Source organism: Brevundimonas sp. SGAir0440 (assembly GCF_005484585.1).
Taxonomy (GTDB): domain Bacteria; phylum Pseudomonadota; class Alphaproteobacteria; order Caulobacterales; family Caulobacteraceae; genus Brevundimonas.
The window spans coordinates 74435-93429 of record NZ_CP039435.1 but is presented as its reverse complement, the minus strand read 5'-3'; the positions used below and the strand labels follow the sequence as shown (position 1 = coordinate 93429).

The following is an 18995-nucleotide window of genomic DNA, read 5'->3' as shown; positions in this document are numbered from 1 at the left end:
TGACAGTCCCGCGAAGGGAACCGCCGCCGCTACAGCAGGCGGCGGCGCATCACCTGCGACAGGGTGTCGATCAGGGTCACGGCGACCACGACGACGATCACGATGGCCGAGACGGCGCGGAAATCGAAGGCGTTCATGCTGTCGAACAGCACCTGGCCGATGCCGCCCGCGCCGATCAGACCCAGCACGGTCGCGGACCGGCTGTTGGATTCAAAGCGGTACAGGGCGAATGAGGTCCACAGCGGCGCGACCTGAGGCAGGACGCCCCAGACGATCTCGTGCAGCTTGCCCGCGCCGGTGGCGCGCACGCCCTCGACCGGACCCTTGTCGATCGACTCGACCGCTTCCGAGAACAGCTTGGCCAGAACCCCGGCCGTATTCAGGGTGATGGCCAGAACGCCCGCCAGAGGCCCCAGGCCCACGGCGGTCACGAACAGCAGGCCGATCACCAGATCCGGCACCGAACGCAGCAGGTTCATGATCCAGCGCACGGGCGTCACGATCCAGACGGGCGCGATGTTGCGCGCCGCCGCCAGACCGAGCGGAATGCCCAGGATCACGGCCAGGAAGGTGCCCCACAGGGCGATCTGCACCGTCTCCCACATCTTGGCGACGAACATCTTCCAGTCGCTGAAGTCGGGACGCAGCAGGTCATGGACGAACAGCTGGGTGCTGTCGTTGCCGGCGAACAGGCGCGAGATGTTGCCCAGATCGACCGCGTCGATGCTGTACAGCAGGACGGCGGCGACGCCGCCCCAGACCAGGACGTCGGCGACCCAAGCGAGGGCGGACTTCTTGGGCGCCGCCGGAATCGCGACGGCGGGAGACGCGACTGCGGTCAAGGCCGGACCTCACGCAGGCTGCGCAGGCGTTGAAGCTCGCGCTCGGCGGCGGCGGCGGCGGCCGTATCGCCCTTGGCGCGGGCCTCGCCCAGTTTCTGGTCGGCGATCATTTCGCGGATCGGGTCCAGATAGCTGTCGTCGGCGGCGGTGAAGCGGGAATATTCCAGGTCCGCCAGAACCTTGCGCTGCCGCTCGGCCTCGGCGCCTTCGCCCTGGCCATAGGTCAGGAAGAAGCTGCGGATCTTTTCCTTCAGCGCCGGATCCAGGTCCTCGCGTACGACGATGCCGCTCTCGGGGATCGGCGGCGAGGTCCAGATTTCCTCGATCTGGCCGGCCAGCTGCGGGTTCTCCTTGCGCATGAAGATGGTGTTCACGCTGTTGGAGGTGGCCACGTCGATCACGCCGGTCGCCACGCCGAAGGCGTTGGCCTGGTGGTTGGCCGAGCGCACGGTCTTGAAGCACTGGCTGGGGACCACCCCGCGCGGATTGAACAGGAAGGTCAGCGGGGCCAGCGTGCCCGACGTCGACTGGGCGTCGCCGATGCCGAAGTTGTACTTCTTGCCGCACGCCATGACCTGATCCAGCGTGATGCCCGACCCTTTCTTGACGATCAGGGTGGACTGATAGCTGTCCAGACCTTCGCGGTTGACGGTGCGAGCGATGACCTCGGCTTTGGCGCGGTCGATGGCCTCGACCTCAGGCTTGGCCGAGAACCAGCCCACCTGGGTGTGGTTGCCGCGCATGGCCTCGACCAGGACGGTGTAGTTCGAACCAAAGTAAGGCTTCACCGGCACGCCTATGGCCTTGGACATGTCGTCCAGCAGCGGCTGCCACAGAGGGCCGGCCGAGGCCTGGCCTTCGGCGGACAGGATCGAGAAGGTGATCTCGCTGGGCGCGCCGCCCGCAGCCTTCTTGTCCTCGCCGCCGCCGCAGGCCACCAGGCCCAGGATCATGACGGCAGCGCCGGCCGCAGCAAACAGGCGGCGAGTAGGGGAAATGCGCGACAGGCTCATGCCTTGGTCTCCCAGAACGCGTCCTCGAACTCGGGACCGTAGATTTCGATCAGGCGCTTTTGGTCCAGCGCCGTGGACGGGCCGTCATAGACGATCTTGCCGCCTTGCAGGGCGATGACGCGGTCGCAGTAGCGGATGGCGTAGTCGACCTGGTGCAGGGTGACGATCACCCCCATGCCGTCGCGCTTGTTCAGCTCGACCAGCAGTTCCATCACCTTGCGGGCGGACACCGGGTCCAGCGAGGCGACGGGTTCGTCGGCCAGAATGGCCTTTGCGCCCTGGACGATGGCGCGGGCGATGGCGCCGCGCTGCTGCTGGCCGCCGGACAGGGTGTTGGCGCGCTGGGCGGCGTAGTCGCTGACGCCGACGCGGTGCAGGGCCGCCATGGCCTTGTCCTTGTCCGCTTGGGGCCACAGGCCCAGCAGGCCCTTCCATCCGGGCAGACGCCCCAGCGCGCCCAGCATGACGTTGGAGAACAGGCTCAGACGCCCGACCAGATTGAACTGCTGGAAGATCATGCCCAGCTTGCTGCGCGCCTTGCGCACGGCGCCGGTGACCCGGCCGTCCTTCTGCACGGTCTCGCCGAACACCTGGATCGTGCCGGCGCCCGCATCGATCGACTGCAGGCCGGTGATGGAGCGGAGCAGGGTGGACTTGCCCGAACCGGACGGACCGATCAGGGCGACCATTTCGCCGGAGGCCACGGAAATCGAGACGCCGTCCAGCGCCTTTCGCGATCCGAAGGTCTTCGACACGTCACGCGCCAGGACTAGCCCAGGGGCGGCGGCGGCTGCGGATGAACTCATGAACTCGCTAGGAGGCTATGGCGAAGGGGCGCCGCAATAAGCTGAAATCACGCTCGGGCAAGTCTTAATCGCACGGGGCGTGGGATTTCGTCTAGTCCGCCCTTACGGTCTCGCCCAGGCCGCAACGCCGCAGAAGCGCCCCGTCCGCCGCGTCCTGGGGCTGCGCCGCCTGTAGCAGCCGGTCGTCCATGGCCAGCGCCGCACCCGCCAGAACCGGATGGACCGACAGCGACGCCAGGGCCTTGCGCAGTCTGATGGCGGCCGTCAGATCGTGGGCCCCATGCCGCAGGACCGGGCCGAAGATGTCGTCCAGCAGCTCGGATGCGTCCAGCGCCTCGGCCAGAACGCGATCACACTCCGCCACCTTTTCGGTTCTCTGATCGGCCCACTGATCCAGCAGCCGAACGCCTGATCCGACGACGCACACGACCGTGCCGATGTCGTTGACGGCGCTCGACAGCGCCTTGTCGGCGATCTCGCCCAAGACGATCAGGCCATAGCGCGGATCCTGATCGAACGACCGTTCCCGGCCCAGAATGAAGGCGCTGAGCACCGCATCTGGGGCGATCTTGTCGCCGTCCAGACGCGCCAAGGGTTCGCCCCGCATGCGAAAGGCGCCAGGCCGCGCCAGAATCTGGACCCGCGCATCCGCCCGTTCCGCCAGCGTCTGCAGGTGCTGGACATCGACGTTCAGGACGTAGCCGGTCGACGCCGCCGCGACGATCCGGCCTTGCGACAACGTGCCCAACGCAGCGCCCATGCGCGGTCGTTCCGCGTCCGCCTTCAGCGCCTTGGCCGCCTCGGCCTCGACCCGCTCGACGGTATGGCTGAGCCGCGCCAGACTGGTCAGGCGGCTTACCCAGGTCAGAAGACGAAAGGCCACCAACGCCACGACGCCAAGGCTGAAGACGAAGATGATCGCTCGTCCGCCCGGACCATAATACTGGGCGTTGATCGCGGTGACGCCGACGATGGCGTAGAGAAAGGCCCCGACGAAGGTGGACAGGGCCTTTTGCGTGCTTTCGTCGCCGGTGATCAGGGCGGCGGCTCGCGGAGTCGCTGCGCTCGACACGCTTGTGTAGGCGGTGACCATGGCGCCCAGCGAAAAGGTCGCCACCGCCAGAAGGCTGGACGCCAAGATCGTCAGCACCGCCTCCACGGAATCGCCGCCGAACCGTTCGGCCAGAACGTCGGGGGCGAACGGCGCGCCCCACGCCCCGGCCAATGCGGCGATCACGCCAAGAGCGGCATACAGGCTGGCGCGCCACCACAGTTGCCGCGACAGGCGACGAAACAGAAATATCCAGCGATTCATGACGGTCCCCTCGAAAGCCTAACGCAGCCGTTGGTCGCCAGTTTCCCCGACGCTTCGCACAGCTTCTTGCCGGCCCCGCCACGAAAAAACCTCTTTACATGACAGTCGCGCGTCCCCATATCGCGCTCTCCGGCGGACCCCGTAGGTCCTGTCTGCGCCGCTAACGCCGGTCTGGGTTTAACAATTAGCAGGGGGTTACGTGAATTGCGCACGTATCAGCTTCCCCTGGACCTGGTCCGTGAGCGGTCCCCTGAACGTCCCGTCGCCCTCGTGCGGCCGCGTTCGGTTTCCGTAGCGGCGCGCTGGTTCCAGGATAATCTAAAGGCCGACGTCTTCTACGCTGTGAAGGCCAACCCTTCGCGCTGGGTCGTCGAAACCCTGATCGAGGCCGGCGTTCGCGGCTTCGATGTGGCGTCCATCGCCGAGATCGAGCTGGTTCGCTCGGTCAGCCATGACGTGCGCCTGGCCTTCATGCACCCGGTCAAGAGCCGCTCTGCGATCACCAAGGCCTATTTCGATCACGGCGTGCGCACCTTCTCGCTCGACTGCATCGACGAGCTGAACAAGATCCTCGACGCCACCGGCGGCGCGGACGACCTGAACCTGATCGTGCGCATGGCCGTCTCGGCCGACGGCGCCGCCTACACGCTGTCGGGCAAGTTCGGCGTCTCGTCGGATCAGGCGCCGGCCCTGCTGATGGCGACGCGCCAGGCGGTCAAGGACGGCCTGATGGGCGTCTCCTTCCACGTCGGCAGCCAGTGCATGCGCCCGACCGCTTATCAGGCGGCGATGGCCCAGGTCGGCCGGTCGATCAGCCGTGCGGGCGTGATCGTCGATATCGTCGATGTCGGCGGCGGCTTCCCTTCCGTCTATCCGGGCATGGTCCCGCCGGACATGAGCGAATACGCCGACGCCATCCATCGCGGCTTCAACGAGATGCCGGTGTCGGAAACGACCGAGCTGTGGTGCGAGCCCGGCCGGGCGCTGGTCGCCGAATCCTCGTCGATCCTGGCCCGTGTCGACCTGCGCAAGGGCGACGCCCTTTATCTGAACGACGGCTCCTACGGTTCGCTGTTCGACGCGACCCATTCGCGCTGGCCCTTCCCGACCAAGCTGGTGCGGGACGGTGAAAGCGCAGGCGAGCTGAAGGCCTTCCAGTTCTACGGCCCGACCTGCGATTCCATCGACCATATGCCGGGCCCCTTCTGGCTGCCGGCCGATGTGCGCGAAGGCGACTTCATCGAAATCGGCATGCTGGGCGCCTATGGCGTGGCCATGTCGACGGGCTTCAACGGCTATGGCGAACACGACATCGCGGCAGTCGAGGACGCTCCGATGGCCTCGCTGTACGGTCTGGCCCCGCGTTCCATCCCCACCGTGCGCACCACGGCGGAAGAGAACGCCCGCAAGGTCGTGCGCCTGTCACGCCCCAAGGGTAAGGCCGGTCAGCGCAAGTCGCGCCGGAAGTAGACGCCCCCACCTGTAACCGTCATCCTCGGGCTCGACCCGAGGATCGGCCGCTCTGCGTCTCCCCTGCGAGGAGCGCGTGGCGGAACGTCCGACCCTCGGATCAAGTCCGAGGGTGACGGCTGAAGGTTGGGAGTCTATCGGTCCTGTCGGTCGCTCCGTCCCGGCACGTCTGCTTGTTCGACGGGCGCTCAAATCACAGGGAAACCGCCGAAATGAACGCTCCCGTTCAATCGAACACCAAGGCCCAGCTGCTGCAGAACGTCGTCGAGCACGTCGACATCACCAGCTTCGACGCGCGCCCGATCATCGATTCGATGCGTAAGATGTCCTTCTCGTCGCGCGACACCGCCCGCGCTGCGGACATCTTCTCGATGGCCATCGAGGACAAGGACTGCTCGCCCTGGCTGATCCTGGCCGGTTCGACCTCGGCCGGCGGCTGCATGCACGTCTACCGCGACATGGTGAAGTTCGGCATGGTCGACGCCGTGGTCGCCACCGGCGCCTCGATCGTCGACATGGATTTCTTCGAGGCCCTGGGCTTCAAACACTATCAGGCGGCCGGCGAGGTGGACGACAACGTCCTGCGCGACAACTACATCGACCGGATCTACGACACCTATATCGACGAGGAAGAGCTCCAGGCCTGCGACCACACCATCCTGGAGATCGCCAACCGTCTGGAGCCGCGCGGCTATTCCAGCCGCGAGTTCATCTGGGAGATGGGCAAGTGGCTGTCGGAGGGCAACGCCAAGAAGCCCGGTAGCCTCATCCAGACCGCCTATGAAGAGGGCGTGCCGATCTTCTGCCCGGCCTTCGTCGACAGCTCGGCCGGCTTTGGGTTGGTCAAGCACCAGAAGGAGCGGGCGGCCGCCGGCCAGCCCTATCTGATGCTGGACGCCATCGCCGACTTCCGCGAACTGACCGACATCAAGATCGCCGCCGGCGTCACCGGCCTGTTCATGGTCGGCGGCGGCGTGCCCAAGAACTTCGCCCAGGACACGGTCGTCTGCGCCGAAATCCTCGGCGTCGAGGCTGAGATGCACCGCTATGCAGTTCAGATCACCGTTGCCGACGTCCGCGACGGCGCCTGCTCGTCCTCGACGCTGAAAGAGGCGGCCTCCTGGGGCAAGGTCCAGACCACCCACGAACAGATGGTCTTCGCCGAGGCCACCACGGTCGTCCCCCTGATCGGCTCCGACGCCTACCACCGCGGCGCCTGGAAGGCCCGCGACAAGCGCCGCTGGAACAAGCTGTTCGAGAAGTAAGACTTACTCGTCGCTTCCCTTCTCCCCTCGGGGGAGAAGGTGGCCGGCGGAGCCGGCCGGATGAGGGGGCTGTGTCTGCATGCTCGCATGTCGCCGTATCGCGTTCAGCACAACCGCCGGATTCTTCGAAAACTCGGCGTTCCTGAATCGCATGACCGTATAGCCCGCGACGCGAAGCCGCTCGTCCCGCACGGCGTCCCGCGCCTCGTGCAGATCGTGCACGCCGCCGTCCAACTCTATGATCAGTCTGATCTCATGGCAGGCGAAATCGGCGATGGCCCCAGCGACTGGCGCCTGTCGCCTGAACTTCAGGCCATCCAGCTGCCGGTTTCGCAGCATCGACCACAGGATCGCTTCCGCGCCTGTCATGTCGGCGCGAAGACGGCGTGACTGTCGGGTTCTCGGCGGCGTCTGCCACATCCGTATCCACCAGCCCCCTCATCCGACCCGCGCTGCGGGCCACCTTCTCCCCCGAGGGGAGAAGGATCAACTTAGGCCGCGCAGGCTTCAAATCCTTGGCGCAGTTCGGCTTCGTCCAGATCGCGGCCGATGAAGACGGCGCGGCTCCAGCGGCGTTCGGCGGCGCCCCATTCGCGTTGCAGGTCGCCTTCCAGGATCATGTGCACGGCCTGGAAGACCAGGCGTCGGTTCTCGCCCTTCACGTCGATGATGCCCTTGGCGCGTAGGATGTTCTGACCCTGCTCGCCCAGCAGCCGGTCCAGCCAGGCGGTGAACTTGGCTCCGTCCAGCGGCCGATCCATCGACAGGGAGATGCCCTTGATGTCGTCCTGGTGAGCGTGACCGCGCGCGCCATGGCTGTGGCCGTGATCATGGTGGTCATGATCGTGGTCATGATGCCCATGGTCATGACCGCAGTGCTCGTCATGCACATGGCCGTCCGCGCCGTGCGGCGGGTTCACGAAGTCCGGCTTGACCTCGAGAATGCGTTCCAGATCGAAGGCCCCCAGGCCCAGCACCTGATCCAGCGGCACGTTCGACCGTTCGGCCCGCACGATGGGCGCCAGCGGATTCAGCGCCCGCAGACGCGCCTCGACCACGTTCAGTTCGTCGGCCGTCGCCAGATCGACCTTGTTCAGGATGATCCGGTCGGCGAAGGCCACCTGCTCGCGCGCCTCCTTGGAGTCATCCAGGCGCGCCATCACATGTTTGGCGTCGACCAGGGTCGTGACGCTGTCCAGCTGGGTCTTGGCCTTGACGTCCTCGTCCACGAAGAAGGTCTGGGCCACCGGACCGGGGTCGGCCAGGCCCGTCGTCTCCACGATGATGGCGTCGAAGGCCGGCTTGCCGGGACGCTGGCGCTTCATCAGGCCGGCGACCACGCGAATCAGGTCGCCCCGCACCGTGCAGCAGACGCAGCCGTTGTTCATTTCGAACACGTCCTCGTCGGCGCCGACCACCAGGTCGTTGTCGATGCCGATCTCGCCGAACTCGTTGACGATGACGGCGTAGCGCTTGCCGTGATCCTCGGTCAGTATCCGGTTCAGCAGCGTCGTCTTGCCCGCACCGAGATAGCCGGTCAGGACAGTGACGGGGATCTTGCTGTTGGCGGAAGCGGTCGAGGTCGGGGCGGCGAGGGTGTCGGTCATAGGCCGCTAGATGGCGGCTGCATCGCGCGAAGGGAAGAGGGTCAGGCCTTCTTCACGAACTCGGTCCGCAGGACCAGGCCGCGCACCTTCTCCACATTGGCCTCGATCTCGTCCGGATCGCCGGTCAGGCGGATGGTCTTGACCAGCGTCCCGCGCTTCAGCGTCACCCCGCCCGATCCTTTGACCTTCAGATCCTTGATCAGGGTCACGCTATCGCCGTCGGCCAGGATGTTGCCGTTGGAATCTTTGGTCACGTCGTCGGTCATGGCCAAGCTTCTAGGGCCGCGTCTACTCCCCATGCAATGGGGAGGAGACGGTCAGTCCGGCACGTTCGCCTCAAGCTCGTCCAGCCACGCGCGCGCGTTCCCATCCGACGGCGCGCGCCAGTCGCCGCGCGGCGACAGCGATCCGCCGGTGACCACCTTGGGCCCGTTCGGCAGGGCCGAGCGCTTGAACTGGGCGGTCTGGAAGAAGCGGATCAGGAACTTCCTCAGCCAGCCCTTGATCGTCGCCAGATCATATTCGACCTTCTCGTCCTCGGGCGTATTCGCTGGCCAATGCCCTGCGCCCGCATCGCCCCAGGCCTGGTGCGCCAGGAAGGCGACCTTGGACGGTGTCATCCCGAACCGGCTGATGTAGAACAGGAAGAAGTCGTTCAGCGCATAGGGGCCGACGGTGCCTTCCGTCGACTGGATCACCCCATCCTTGGCCGGCACCAGCTCGGGCGAAATCTCGGTGTTCAGAATCGCGTGCAGCGTGTCGCGCGCGCCCGCGCCAATCAGGTCGCCCGCCGCCACCCAGCGGATCAGGTGACGGATCAACGTCTTCGCCACCCCGCCGTTGACGTTGTAGTGGCTCATATGGTCGCCGACGCCGTATGTGGCCCAGCCCAGCGCCAGTTCCGACAGGTCCCCGGTCCCCAGCACGAAGGCGTTGTGCTGATTGGCCAGCCGGAACAGATAGTCGGTCCTCAGACCCGCCTGCACGTTCTCGAAGGTAATGTCGTGCACCGGCTGACCCTCGGCGTAGGGGTGGCCGATGTCCTTGAACATCTGTTCGGCGGCGGGGCGGATGTCGATCTCTGCGCCCGTGACGCCCAGCGCGGTCATCAGCGCCCAGGCGTTGGACTTGGTCCCGTCCGAGGTCGCGAACCCCGGCATGGTGAAGCCCAGGATATTGGTCCGCGGCAGATCCAGCCGGTCGAAGGCGCGGCACGCGACCAGCAGGGCCTGGGTCGAATCCAGCCCGCCGGACACGCCGATCACCAGCGACCTGGCGCCTGTGGCCGTCATGCGGCGCATCAGCCCCTGCACCTGGATGTTGAACGCCTCATAGCAGTCCTGGTCCAGCCGCCCGGCGTCGTCCGGCACGAAGGGGAACCGGTCCAGCGGCCGGATCAGCTCGCTGGCCTCATGATCCTCGCGCGCCATGAAAGGCACGACGGTCGCCGCCTCGCCTTCGTTTCTCGCGCATTCGGCGAAGGTGCCGTTGCGCAACCGGTCCAGTCCGATCCGGTCCACGTCCACATCGGCGATGGTCAGGTGGCTCTCCAAGGCGAACCGCTCGCCCTCGGCCAGCTTGGCCCCCAACTCATGGATCGTCGCCTGCCCATCCCAGGCCAGGTCGGTGGTGCTCTCGCCCCAGCCCGAGGCGGCGAAGACATAGGCCGACAGCGTGCGCGCCGAATGGCTGGCGCTCAGCATCGCCCGCTCGTCCGCCTTGCCGATGACGATGTTGGACGCCGACAGGTTCAGCAGGATCCGCGCGCCTGCCAGCGCCGCCCGCGTCGAGGGCGGCAGCGGCGCCCAATAGTCCTCGCAGATCTCGACCGAGAAGACGAAGCCCGGCCGGTTGACCGCCTCGAACAACAGGCCCGGCGCAAAATCCACCGTCTCGCCGTTAAGCTGGATCACGTCCTCGGCGCGCGCCGTCGCCGGCGCGAACCAGCGTTTCTCATAGTATTCGCGGTAGTTGGGCAGATAGGTCTTGGGAACGACGCCCAGCACCTCGCCCGCTCCGATCACCACCGCGCAATTATACAGGGCGTCGCCGTTGCGGATCGGCGCCCCGACCACCGCCACGACATCCGCCTCGGCCGTCGCCTCCGCCATTACGGCGATCTGCCGCTCGACCTCGTCCAGCAGCGCCGCCTGCATATGCAGGTCGTCGATCGCATAGGCCGACAGCGACAGCTCGGGAAAGACCATCAGGTCCACGCCCTGCTCGCCCGCCTGACGGATCAGCGCGACGTGCTCTTGCCCGTTCGCCCTGGGGTCGCCCACGTGGCTGACCGGCGTCGCCGCCGCCACGCGCACGAAGCCGTGGGTCTTGGGAGAATGGAACAGAGCATCAGCCATCGGATCGTCCGCATCACCCGGCCGGCGCCGGTCATCGGCCTTCATATAGGCGCGAATGGTGAAGGGACGGAAACGTCTTCGCGCGCCTATGCGCCCCGCGTCTCGTCCGGCCTCAGGGTCAGGACCCGCACGCCGTCTTTTGTCACCGCCACTGTATGTTCGAACTGGGCCGACAGTTTTCCGTCGGAGGTGACCACGGTCCAGCCGTCGTCCTCGGTCAGGACCGTGCGGACGCCCTGATTCAGCATCGGTTCGATGGTGAAGGTCATGCCTTCGCGCAGGGTTACGCCGGTCCCGGCCTTGCCGAAATGCAGCACCTGCGGCTCTTCATGCATCTCGCGCCCGATGCCGTGCCCGCAATAGTCGCGCACCACGGAATAGCCGGCCTTCCTGGCGTGTTTTTCGATGGCGAAACCGATGTCGCCCAGTTTCGCGCCCGGACGCACCGCCTGAATGCCCTTCCACAGGGCTTCATATGTGGTGCGCACCAGCCGCCGGGTTTGCGGTCCCACCGCGCCGATAAGGTAGGTCTTGGAGGAATCGGCGATGAAGCCGTCTTTCTCCAGGGTGATGTCCAGATTGACGATGTCGCCGCTCTTCAGGATGTCGTCTGCGGAGGGCACGCCGTGGCAGACGACCTGATTGATTGAGCTGTTGAGCACGAAGCCATAGCCGTACTGACCCTTGCTGGCCGGCCGCGCCTTCAGCTCGTCGACGATGAAGGCTTCGACCCTTCGGTCGATCTCCAGCGTGCTCAACCCCTCGAGCGTCATCGCGTCAAGATGGGTGAAGACCGAGGCCAGCCGTCGCCCCGCTTCGGCCATCAGCGCGATCTCGGCCGGCGTCTTGATCACGCGGCGGCGTCCGCGGGCACTGACGCATCGACGCCCGCCGCCCGCAACTCGCGCGCCACCAGCTCCTGGAACGTCACGCCGGGATGCATCTCACACAATATGCCGATCCTGATCCAGAACGCCGCCTGGGCGTTGATCGACCGATAGGACGCCTTCGCAGCGCGCCGCAGCTGCTCGTGCAGTTCGTCCTCGATATTGACGATGCCCATGATACTCTCGCTCTATATGAAACGTATGCGCAGCGCATATTCTTTGTCGATCGGCTCTACAAGCGCAAGCGCCGCTCGATGATCTTCGCCGCTGCCGTCTGCGCCAGAGGCTTGCACAGGATGACGGAAGAAAATGATCGACAGCCATCCAAACTGGCGGCTCCAACCCTCGCGCTTTCAACGGTTTGCCGATTTCTCACCGCCTTCTGCCATCGTCGATTTTGCGCGGGCCTATAATCCTCGCCTTCGCACTGACGCTAACAGGGAGGTCTCGATTTCAGATCAATTAGACGAATTAGACGGTGTTTTGGTCGCCGACCGTCTGAAACGTCGCGGACGACCTTCGCGAATGCGGATGACGTTGGCCTTCGCCCCCGCTAAAGCCACTGCATGAACGATACGCCGAAAAAGGGCTGGTTCCAGCGCCTGTCCGCTGGGCTCTCGCGCTCCTCCAAACAGATGACCGATCAGGTCGTCGCCACCTTCGTCAAGGAGCCTCTGTCCGAGGCCTCGCTGGAGCAGCTGGAGGAGCATCTGCTGGAGAGCGATCTCGGCCCGGCCGCCTCGGCCCGGATCGTCGAACGCTTTCGCGCCCTGAAGTTCAGCAAGGATGCGCCCGAGCGCGAGGTCAAGGAGGCCCTGGCCGAGGCGGTCGCCGCCGAACTGTCGCCGCGCCAGGCGACCTTCGACCCCCTGTCCGGCCCCAAACCCTATGTCGTCCTGTTCGTAGGGGTGAACGGATCGGGCAAGACCACGACGCTCGGCAAGATCGCCGCCGATCTGACGGGCAAGGGCGCCAAGGTGATGATCGTTGCCGGCGACACCTTCCGCGCCGCCGCCCGCGAACAGCTGAAGGTCTGGGCCGAGCGCTCGGGCGCCGATTTCGAGAGCCGTCGCGACGGCGCCGATGCCGCGGGCCTGGCCTTCGACGCCTATACCAAGGCGCGGGCCGAAGGCTATGACGTGGTCCTGATTGACACCGCCGGCCGGCTGCAGAACAAGTCCGCCCTGATGGACGAACTACTCAAGATCGTCCGCGTGCTGAAGAAGGTCGATCCCGAGGCGCCGCACGACACCCTGCTGGTGCTGGACGCCACCGTCGGCCGCAACGCCCTGGCCCAGGAACAGATGTTCGGCCGGACCGCCTTCGTGACCGGCGTGGTCATGACCAAGCTGGACGGCACGGCGCGCGGCGGCGTGCTGGTGCCGGTGGCCCAGGCGTCCGACGCCCCCCTGATGCTGATCGGCGTCGGCGAAGGGGTCGAGGACCTGCAACCGTTCGACGCCCGCGCCTTCTCCCGCTCGCTGGTGGGACTGGAAGACTGACATGACCGAGACGCCGAAAAAGGCTTCCAACATCCGTCAGGCCGTCGATTTCGGCGCGCTTGTGGCCTTCATGGCCGCCTATGCGGTCAACCGGTTCGCGCGCGGTCTGGACGGGCAGGAAGCCCTGGTCCAGGCGACCTGGGTCCTGGTCGGCGCCTCGCTGATCGCCCTGATCGTCGGCTATGTGGTCGAGCGTCGTCTGGCGCCCCTGCCGCTGCTGACCGGCGGCTTCGCCCTGATTTTCGGCGTGCTGACCATCGTCTTCCACGATCCGAACCTGTTGAAGATCAAGCTGTCGATCCAGAACGGCCTGCTGGCGGTCGTACTGCTGGGATCGCTTCCGCTGAACCGCTATCCGTTCAAATATCTTCTGGGCGAGGCGATCCGCATCACCGACGCGGGCTGGCGCGGGCTGACCCTGCGTTACGGCTTGTATTTCGCGGCCGTCTGCATCGTCAACGAGATCGTCTGGCGCACCCAGTCCGATGATACCTGGGTCGCCTTCCGCGGCGGGCTGTGGATCGCCTCGGCCGTGTTCGGCGTCTGGCAGGTCTTTTTCATCATGAATCACCTGATCAAGGACGAGGAGCCGGCTCCCGTCTCGCCCGATACCGGGCTCTAGGGACCAAGCGGAACTGTCACGGAACCGACGCGCTTTCCCCGTCAAATCGTAAAGCAGAGCTGATACGTGTTCGGACGAAACTTCAGGGGAGCGGCGCGATGGTGAAGGCGGGAAAAGCGGCAAGGAAGGTCGGCCCCCTGGCCACCTCGCCCAGCCACCTGATGCACCGCGCCCTTCAACTGGCGCTCGACATCTATGCCGAGGAGACCGGCGCCGACGGCCTGACCCAGCGCCAGTTCGCAGTGCTGGAGGCGGTCTCGATCAAGGCCGGCCTGACCCAGACCGAACTGGTGCGGATGACCGGCATCGACCGCTCGACCCTGGCCGATCTGGTCGCGCGCATGACGACCAAGGGCCTGCTGGAGCGGGAACGCTCGACCCTGGATGCGCGGGCCAAGGCCGTGCGTTTGTCGGCTGAAGGCGCGGCCCGGTTGGAGACCGCGCGGCCGCTGGTCGAGGCCGCCGACAAGCGGATCATGGCCCTGCTGCCCAAGGGCCAGCGCGAGACCTTCCTCAATCAGCTGGCCGATCTGGCCGCCGCCGCCGACGACGCCCCTGACGCCGCCAAGGCCGAGGCCAAGGCGGCCAAGAAGGCGCTGAAGGCGGTCGAGAAAGAAGTCAGGAAGGCCGAGAAGGCCGCCAAGAAGGCCGAGCGTCCGGCCAAAGCGCCCAAGATCAAGAAGCCCAAGCTCAAGCTGGTGCAGCCGGCCTAGCGCGTCTTGCGCAACCGCTTCGCGTTGGCGGTCGCCGTCTTGTGGATCGGGGCCAGCGCCTCGGCCTGGGCCTTCAGCAGTTCGCCGTTCAGGGTCATGGCCTGGGCCGCCGCCCGGCTCCACCAGCCCATCGCGTAGCTGAACTGGGCCTCGGCCGCCTGGGCCGGGGTGCGGGCCTGGGTCACAGCCGCCGCCGCGCGTAGGGCATGGGCGCCCTCGTCCATCGCCACGCGCCCCAGCCGCTGACCGATGGCCCCGGCGCTGGCGGCCATGGCGTCGGCGGAGGCGGACAGCGCCTTGGTCTTCTCGGAACTCATCAGCGACAGTTCCGTGAAGTCCTGACCCTTGGCGCTGGTCAGGCCCTGCGCCATCAGGCCGGTGCGGGCCGCGATCACCTCGGCCGAGGCGGCCAGGATCTCGGCGCCGACGACGGCGGCGCTGGCGGCTGTGGGCGTCCTGCGGGTCAGAGCGACGCTCCCGGCTGGGTTTCTGCGGCGAAGGCTGTGATGTCGGCGAGCAGGGCGGGGACCGCCGCGTCGATGATCTGCTGGCCCTTCTCGGGGCTGGCCTGGGCCGGGTCCGAGCCGATCCGGCCGTCGGGGAAGCGGGCGCGATAGTCCAGGGCGTCGCGGATCGGCCCGTTCGGCGCGATCTGCGGGCTGTAGTCGGCGGTCTTGATCCGCTCGGGATAGGCGGCCTGCGTCACCGCGATCTCGGACGGTGTGGCATGCATGCCATGGCCGGTCGGGAACAGGCGGTTGCACAGGCCATTGACGCCGGGCAGGTCCCACCAGTTCTTCAGCTTCAGGATGAAGGGCGGGCTGTCCTCGACGAAGCTCCACTCGGCGTAGATTTCCGAGATCGTCGCCTCGATGGTCGCGACGTTCCCGCCGTGCCCGTTCAGGAAGTAGATCCGCTCAAACCCGTGACGGCTCAGGGACGACACCCAGTCCGTAATCGCGGCCATGAAGGTCGAGGGGCGCAGGCTGATGGTGCCGGCGAAGGCCAGGTGATGCTGGGCCATGCCGATGTTGAAGGTCGGGGCCACGATCAGGTTGGCCTCGGTCTTTTCGGCCGCATGGGCGATGATCTCGGGGCACAGCCAGTCGGTGCCCAGAAGCCCCGTCGGCCCGTGCTGCTCGTTCGAGCCGATGGGCACGACCACCGTTCTGGACAGCGGGCCGCCGTCGTTCAGTCGCGCATCGATTTCGGGCCAGGAGGACAGGTGGATCAGCATGAAGGCGGTCTCAAGCGACAGGGTGGGGCGACTGTAGCGCGCCGGGCTCAGGAAGTCTTGGCGGCGGTGGCGGGCGGATGAGCGGCCATGAAGATGCGCGCGGCCTCTCTGGCGCGACCAGCGCGTTTGTCGGCCTCCAGCTGCGGCACGTCCAGCATGGCGCGCAGATGGCCGTGGCCCAGCACAAGGCCGGCGAACATCTCGGCCGCCTCTTCCGGGTCGGCGACGCTCATTCGGCCCAGCCGCGTCTGTTCCGCCAGCCAGGCGGCCAGTTCGCGTAGGCTGCGACGCGGGCCGGCCTCATAGATGGCGTGGGCGATGTCAGGCGCCTCGACCGAGACCAGCGCGACCCCGCGCATCGAGCCGACCTTGTCGCCGCTGCACACCCGGTTCAGCAGCGTCAGGGCCAGGGCCTCCAGCACCGTCTGCGGATCGCCGGTGCCGCGCAGGGGGGCGACGATGTCCTCGACCCGCTTTGACGCCAGGGCCTGGGCGATCTCCAGCTTGGAGGCGAAGCGGTTGTAGACCGTCTGTTTGGAGACGCCGGCCAGTTTGGCGATCTCGTCCATCTTGGCCTGCAACCCCTTGTCGGCGAACAGGGTCGCGGCGGCGTCCAGGATCGCCTCGCTCTTGCGTTCATCGACCTGCCCGAGACGGCGCGCCATCAGTGGGCGTCCGAGGGCGGGGCGCCGGCCTGGGCCTTCACCGGCTGGGCGGCCAGGGTGACGAAGGCCGCGCCCGCGCACAGGATGGCCAGCAGGGCGAAGGCGTCGCCGAACGCCATCGTCGTCGCCTGTTTCTGCAACATCCCATAGATGGCCTTCATCGCCGAGGCGGCCGGGTCGATGGAGCCGGCGAACCGATGCGCCATGCCGGCCAACATGTTGCGCATCGCCTGGTCGCCCTGACCGATGGCGCTGGTCAGTTCGCTCATGTGCAGGGCGGTGTTGGACGTCAGGCTGGTGTTCAGGATCGCCAGGCCGAAGGCGCCGCCGACGTTGCGCGACAGGTTCACCAGCCCAGAGGCGTTCTTGACCATCTGCGGCGGCAGGGTCGCCATCGTCACCTGCTGGGAGGCGATCATGGCCAGCATCACGCCGACGCCGCGGAAGGCCTGGACCGAGGCGAAGTTCCAGAAGCCCCAGTCGTCGGTGACGACGCGCGCCTGCCACATGCCCCAGGCGCACAGCATGAAGCCGCCGAACATCAGCACCCGCGCATCCAGCTTGCGCACCAGTCGTCCGGCGAAGGGGCCGGTGGCGAACATGGCCAGGCCCGACACGACCATGGTGGTGCCGACCTCTGACGACGAATAGCCGAGCACGCGGCCCAAGAAGAGCGGCAGCAGGAAGGTGCCGCCGAACAGGGCGAACCCGACGATGAAGGTCATGATGAAACCGACCAGGAAGTTGCGATTGCCAAAGGCGCGCAGCTCCACGATCGGCTGGCGATAGGTCAGGGACCGCCAGATGAAGATCGGTCCGGCGACCGCCGCCACGACGGTCAAAAGCAGGATGTGGGTGTCGTCGAACCAGTCGTTCTTGGCGCCCTCTTCCAGCACGAACTGCATCGACATCAGAAAAGCGGCCATCAGGCCCAGGCCCCACCAGTCGAAGCCCTTGGCCAGCGACGGGTCGCCCTTGTCGAAGTTGCCGTAGCGACCGACCAGAAACAGCACCAGCAGGCCCGGCCCGACGTTGATGAAGAACAGCCAGCGCCAGCTCAGCCACTCCGTCAGGTGCCCGCCCAGCGTCGGCCCGACGGTCGGCGCCAGGGTGACGATCAGGCCCATGACCACGCTGGCGGTGACGCGCTTGGCGGGCGGAAAGGCGGTGAAGGCGACAGCGAAGACGGTCGGGATCATGGCCCCGCCCACGAAACCTTGGATGGCCCGGAACAGGATCATCATGTCGATCGACGACGACAGGCCCGTGGCGACGCTCATCAGCACGAAGCCGGCGCACGAGACCAGAAACAGCCGCTGCGTCCCCCACAGCCGCGACAGGAAGCCCGACAGGGGGATCATCACCACCTCGGGGATCAGATAGGCGGTCTGGATCCAGCTGATCTCGTCGGCCGAGGCCCCGACGCCGGCCTGGATCTGGGGCAGGGAGGCGGCGACAATCTGGATGTCCAGAATAGCCATGAACTGGCCCACCACCATGCCGGCGAAGCCCAGCAGCAGCATGGTCCAGTTGATTTCGGGATGGCCGGCGACGGGACCCTTTTGCGCGACAGGGGCCCCGCCATTCGCGGCGGGGTTGGCGGCGGTCACTGGCCTGCGGCTCCGGTCGTTGTGGCGGCTTCGGCGAAGCTCTGGCCGCCTTGGCTCTTCAGGTCGATCTTGACGTCCACCGACAGGCCGGGACGCAGGGCCAGGCTGCGGTCTGCGCCGCTGACGACGATGCGGACGGGCACGCGCTGGGTGATTTTGGTGAAGTTGCCCGTGGCGTTCTCAACCGGGATCAGGGCGAACTCGGACCCGGTGGCGGGGGCGAAGCTGTCCACGCGGCCCTCGATCTTGCGGCCGGGGAAGGCGTCGGCGGAAATCTCGACGGTCTGGCCCAGGCGCACCTTGTCCAGCTGCGTCTCCTTGAAGTTGGCGACGATGTAGGTGTTGGTCAGGGGCACGACCGACAGCAGTTGCGTGCCGGCGTTGACATACTGGCCGGGCCGCACGCTGCGGGCGCCGACGACGCCGGCGACCGGGGCGCGGATGACGGTGCGCTCCAGCGCGATGCGAGCCTGTTCGACCACGGCGCGGGCCTGTTCGACGGCGGCGACGCTCTGCTGACGGGTCGAGCCCAGCACGCCGGCCGTGCGTTGCTCGGCGACAAGGGCGGCCTGGGCCTGCTGCACGCTGGCGGCGGCGGTGGCGGCCGAGGCGCGCTCGGTCTGGATGCGTTGTTGCGAGACCCAACCCTGTTCGGCCAGCTTGCCGTAACGATCGACCTCGGCGCGGGCCAGGCCGGCCTGGGCGTTGGCCTGGGCGACCGAGGCGGCGCGGGCGGCGATGGTGGCCTGTTCCTGCTCGGCTTGGGCGTCGACATGGCCGACGGCGGCGATCGCGGCGGCCAGATTGGCCTCGGCCTGCGCCAGTTGGGCCTTCTGGTCGGAATCGTCCAGCTTGACCAGGATCTGACCTGCCGCGACCCGCTGGTTGTCACCCACCAAGACCTCGGTGACTCGGCCGGACAGTTGCGGGCTGACGAGGGTGGTGTCGGCCTGGACGAAGGCGTTGTCGGTGCTTTCCCAACGCTGGCCGTTCACCCACCAGACGATGCCGCCCACGATCAGGGCCAGGCCGACGAGGGCGGCCGCAAACAGCGGCAGGCGTTTCTTGAATTCAGGCGACATGA

The 18995-nt window shown here is 66.7% G+C and carries 20 protein-coding genes; 5 read left to right on the top strand and 15 right to left on the bottom strand.

What is annotated here, in order from left to right:
- Positions 1–29: 29 nt before the first annotated feature.
- From phnE to E7T10_RS00425, 4 genes are all read right to left on the bottom strand, one after another.
- On the bottom strand, positions 30–842 hold the full coding sequence (gene phnE, locus E7T10_RS00440) for a phosphonate ABC transporter, permease protein PhnE (protein WP_137720274.1): 813 nt from the start codon (positions 840–842) through the stop codon (positions 30–32).
- Positions 839–1855, bottom strand: coding sequence for a phosphate/phosphite/phosphonate ABC transporter substrate-binding protein (gene phnD / locus E7T10_RS00435; RefSeq protein ID WP_137720273.1), 1017 nt, complete (start codon positions 1853–1855; stop codon positions 839–841). Before phnD ends, phnE begins: the two co-directional genes overlap by 4 nt.
- Positions 1852–2661 carry a phosphonate ABC transporter ATP-binding protein gene (gene phnC, locus E7T10_RS00430; RefSeq protein ID WP_017506638.1) on the bottom strand — a complete coding sequence of 270 codons (810 nt, stop codon included), beginning with the start codon at positions 2659–2661 and terminating at the stop codon, positions 1852–1854. Before phnC ends, phnD begins: the two co-directional genes overlap by 4 nt.
- Before the next feature lie 91 nt (positions 2662–2752).
- Complete coding sequence (locus tag E7T10_RS00425) at positions 2753–3976, bottom strand: DUF2254 domain-containing protein (protein WP_137720272.1); 1224 nt, start codon at positions 3974–3976, stop codon at positions 2753–2755.
- A 204-nt stretch (positions 3977–4180) separates the two neighbouring features.
- Between E7T10_RS00425 and E7T10_RS00420 the strand changes: the two genes are divergently transcribed.
- Positions 4181–5446 carry a type III PLP-dependent enzyme gene (locus E7T10_RS00420; protein WP_039245976.1) on the top strand — a complete coding sequence of 422 codons (1266 nt, stop codon included), beginning with the start codon at positions 4181–4183 and terminating at the stop codon, positions 5444–5446.
- A 212-nt stretch (positions 5447–5658) separates the two neighbouring features.
- The gene (locus tag E7T10_RS00415) at positions 5659–6711 is read left to right on the top strand and encodes a deoxyhypusine synthase (RefSeq protein ID WP_137720271.1); all 1053 of its coding nucleotides are present in this window, start codon (positions 5659–5661) and stop codon (positions 6709–6711) included.
- A 3-nt stretch (positions 6712–6714) separates the two neighbouring features.
- Here E7T10_RS00415 and E7T10_RS00410 read toward each other — a convergent pair whose 3' ends face one another.
- From E7T10_RS00410 to E7T10_RS00385, 6 genes are all read right to left on the bottom strand, one after another.
- Positions 6715–7050, bottom strand: coding sequence for an endonuclease domain-containing protein (locus E7T10_RS00410; RefSeq protein WP_246846133.1), 336 nt, complete (start codon positions 7048–7050; stop codon positions 6715–6717).
- Positions 7051–7202: 152 nt separating this feature from the next.
- Positions 7203–8318, bottom strand: a complete 1116-nt coding sequence (locus E7T10_RS00405) for a GTP-binding protein (RefSeq protein WP_137720269.1) — start codon at positions 8316–8318, stop codon at positions 7203–7205.
- A gap of 41 nt (positions 8319–8359) precedes the next feature.
- Positions 8360–8584 carry an alkylphosphonate utilization protein gene (locus E7T10_RS00400; protein WP_137720268.1) on the bottom strand — a complete coding sequence of 75 codons (225 nt, stop codon included), beginning with the start codon at positions 8582–8584 and terminating at the stop codon, positions 8360–8362.
- Between the two features lie 51 nt (positions 8585–8635).
- A complete protein-coding gene (locus tag E7T10_RS00395) occupies positions 8636–10675 on the bottom strand; it encodes an NAD(+) synthase (protein WP_137720267.1) in 2040 nt (679 codons plus the stop codon).
- 86 nt (positions 10676–10761) lie between these two features.
- The gene (map, locus tag E7T10_RS00390; RefSeq protein ID WP_137720266.1) at positions 10762–11529 is read right to left on the bottom strand and encodes a type I methionyl aminopeptidase; all 768 of its coding nucleotides are present in this window, start codon (positions 11527–11529) and stop codon (positions 10762–10764) included.
- Entirely contained in the window at positions 11526–11738 is a 213-nt protein-coding gene (locus E7T10_RS00385; RefSeq protein WP_137720265.1) for a ParD-like family protein, read from the bottom strand. The genes map and E7T10_RS00385 overlap by 4 nt, the downstream gene beginning before the upstream one ends.
- A gap of 390 nt (positions 11739–12128) precedes the next feature.
- Here E7T10_RS00385 and ftsY point away from each other — a divergent pair, with 390 nt between their 5' ends.
- The 3 genes from ftsY to E7T10_RS00370 all read left to right on the top strand — a co-directional run bounded on the left by ftsY (position 12129) and on the right by E7T10_RS00370 (position 14399).
- The gene (gene ftsY / locus E7T10_RS00380) at positions 12129–13064 is read left to right on the top strand and encodes a signal recognition particle-docking protein FtsY (protein WP_137720264.1); all 936 of its coding nucleotides are present in this window, start codon (positions 12129–12131) and stop codon (positions 13062–13064) included.
- 1 nt (position 13065) lies between these two features.
- Positions 13066–13686 carry an inner membrane-spanning protein YciB gene (locus E7T10_RS00375; protein WP_137720263.1) on the top strand — a complete coding sequence of 207 codons (621 nt, stop codon included), beginning with the start codon at positions 13066–13068 and terminating at the stop codon, positions 13684–13686.
- A gap of 98 nt (positions 13687–13784) precedes the next feature.
- Entirely contained in the window at positions 13785–14399 is a 615-nt protein-coding gene (locus E7T10_RS00370; RefSeq protein WP_137720262.1) for a MarR family winged helix-turn-helix transcriptional regulator, read from the top strand.
- Here E7T10_RS00370 and E7T10_RS00365 read toward each other — a convergent pair.
- From E7T10_RS00365 to E7T10_RS00345, 5 genes are all read right to left on the bottom strand, one after another.
- On the bottom strand, positions 14396–14794 hold the full coding sequence (locus E7T10_RS00365) for a phasin family protein (protein ID WP_137720261.1): 399 nt from the start codon (positions 14792–14794) through the stop codon (positions 14396–14398). The two genes, E7T10_RS00370 and E7T10_RS00365, sit on opposite strands and share 4 nt — an antisense overlap.
- A 68-nt stretch (positions 14795–14862) precedes the next feature.
- The gene (locus tag E7T10_RS00360; protein WP_137720260.1) at positions 14863–15636 is read right to left on the bottom strand and encodes a creatininase family protein; all 774 of its coding nucleotides are present in this window, start codon (positions 15634–15636) and stop codon (positions 14863–14865) included.
- 47 nt (positions 15637–15683) lie between these two features.
- Positions 15684–16301 carry a TetR/AcrR family transcriptional regulator gene (locus E7T10_RS00355; protein WP_137720259.1) on the bottom strand — a complete coding sequence of 206 codons (618 nt, stop codon included), beginning with the start codon at positions 16299–16301 and terminating at the stop codon, positions 15684–15686.
- Positions 16301–17911, bottom strand: coding sequence for a DHA2 family efflux MFS transporter permease subunit (locus E7T10_RS00350; protein ID WP_137720258.1), 1611 nt, complete (start codon positions 17909–17911; stop codon positions 16301–16303). The genes E7T10_RS00355 and E7T10_RS00350 overlap by 1 nt, the downstream gene beginning before the upstream one ends.
- A complete protein-coding gene (locus tag E7T10_RS00345) occupies positions 17908–18993 on the bottom strand; it encodes an HlyD family secretion protein (RefSeq protein WP_137720257.1) in 1086 nt (361 codons plus the stop codon). The genes E7T10_RS00350 and E7T10_RS00345 overlap by 4 nt, the downstream gene beginning before the upstream one ends.
- Between the last annotated feature and the right edge of the window lie 2 nt (positions 18994–18995).